The organism is Microbispora sp. KK1-11 (assembly GCF_006874435.1).
GTDB lineage: Bacteria > Actinomycetota > Actinomycetes > Streptosporangiales > Streptosporangiaceae > Microbispora > Microbispora catharanthi.
In genome coordinates, this window is record NZ_VIRJ01000085.1 from 1 (window position 1) to 1,596 (window position 1,596).

The window sequence follows — 1,596 nt, forward strand, 5'->3', positions numbered from 1 at the left end:
GGGTGACCTTGCCGTACGGGCCCGCGTGTAGGAGGCGCAGCCGCGTGGGTACTGGCTTCTCGCCCCCATGCGCTCGTCGTGTCCGCCCACAGCGACCACGCCGCAGCGGGCGGTGGTCACCAACGTCTAGCGCAGGACGATGCGCGCTTCTTCTCAGCCGCTTGCGAAGGTCCTCATGGGCGAGGACCTACTGGTCGCCGAGCCCGGTGGTCGCAGGCTCGCCGTCGCCCGCGCGGCCGGTCACAGGCGTGTACCTGGCTGCACGAGTCATACCGACACCCCGCCCTCGACGCGGGGGCCGCGCACAGGCGTCTCGACGTCGGCGGTGAAGGCGACCCGCCGAGGGCGCGCCTCGAGGCGGGAGAGCGACGGCTGGGAGCTGAGTGGCCTTTAGCTACCGCATTTCTTTCATACTCTGGGGCTACCGGGTATTCTGGAGGTATGACCGACTCGACAACCATCAAGGTCCCTAAGTCGCTCCGTGACGAGCTGAACGCCCTCGCTGACGAGGGCGGCCGGGGCACCACCCTCGCCGACGTCCTCGCTCAACTCCTAGAAGAGCATCGAGCTAAGGCGACCCGTGAGCGCAATGCGGCCGAGGCGCTCTTTGCCAGGGCGGCAGCCGATCCCGACGCCGTAGCTAAGGCTGACCGGATCGCCAAGCGCGCTGTTGAGTTCCTACAGGCCCGGCAGGCTTCATGAATACCGGTTACGTCCTGGACGACGTAACCATTAACGAGTTCGGCCGCGGCAACACCGTCGTGACCCAGCTCATTGCCAACCTCGACGCGCACGCCATCCGCATGAGCATCCCCGCCATCACCCTGGCCGTCGCTCAGCACGACCTCAGCGAAGCGCAGATCGAGGCCATCCACGGGACGATCAAGTTCGTGGAGCACGTCCGGCTTGAGGTGGTTTCCACCCTCGAAGAGACGCAGCGCATATCCGAGGCGTACGCCTACCTGGCAGAGCAGCCCGATCTGGCTGCCGCGCATGTTGTCGCGGTGTCGCGCCACCTCGGCTTTCCCGTTCTGACGACCAACCAGAAGCGCTGGGACCCGGTGCTGGCGCAGTTGCCTTGGACGGTTGCGGTGTTCGAGATCAGCGACATGGACTGAGCTCACCTGGTGCCTGCAGATCCACTCGATGACCCCGCCGCCCGGGAGGCCCCGTCCGCCGGGCGGTCGAACGAGCCCACGCGGAGCGCTACGGGCAGACCCGGAAGTGGGCAGGCGCGCCCGAGCCCGAACCGAGCGGGGTATGGCCTACCTGGGTGAGCGGAGGCCTCGAACCGACATGAGTTCTCCCCACGCACTGAAGTGAGCGCGGTTTGCTGGAGACGGCGCCGATCCAGGGCGGGTCCTTCAGGTCGTAGGCGAGGGGGCCCGATGTCATAACCGGTCACCGTTCGCGTGAGTACTTTCTGCTGCCGGCCAGCGCAGCCAGGAGGTCGGCGTGCGGTCCGGCGGCTAGTACTACAGCCTGATTTCGTGATGTCGGAGCCAGCGTTTCCAGTAGTGGCTAGCTCGGGCGCGGGCTTGGTGGTGTCGTCTGTGTCGGGACCAGGCGAGGGCGTGACTGAGGGGAAGGGTGATC

General features: G+C 66.9%; 2 protein-coding genes. Both read left to right on the forward strand.

Annotated elements, in window-relative coordinates:
• Positions 1-441: 441 nt before the first annotated feature.
• On the forward strand, positions 442-702 hold the full coding sequence (locus tag FLW16_RS42795; RefSeq protein ID WP_142566701.1) for a hypothetical protein: 261 nt from the start codon (positions 442-444) through the stop codon (positions 700-702).
• Positions 699-1,118, forward strand: a complete 420-nt coding sequence (locus tag FLW16_RS42800; RefSeq protein ID WP_142566702.1) for a hypothetical protein — start codon at positions 699-701, stop codon at positions 1,116-1,118. Before FLW16_RS42795 ends, FLW16_RS42800 begins: the two co-directional genes overlap by 4 nt.
• Positions 1,119-1,596 lie beyond the last annotated feature (478 nt).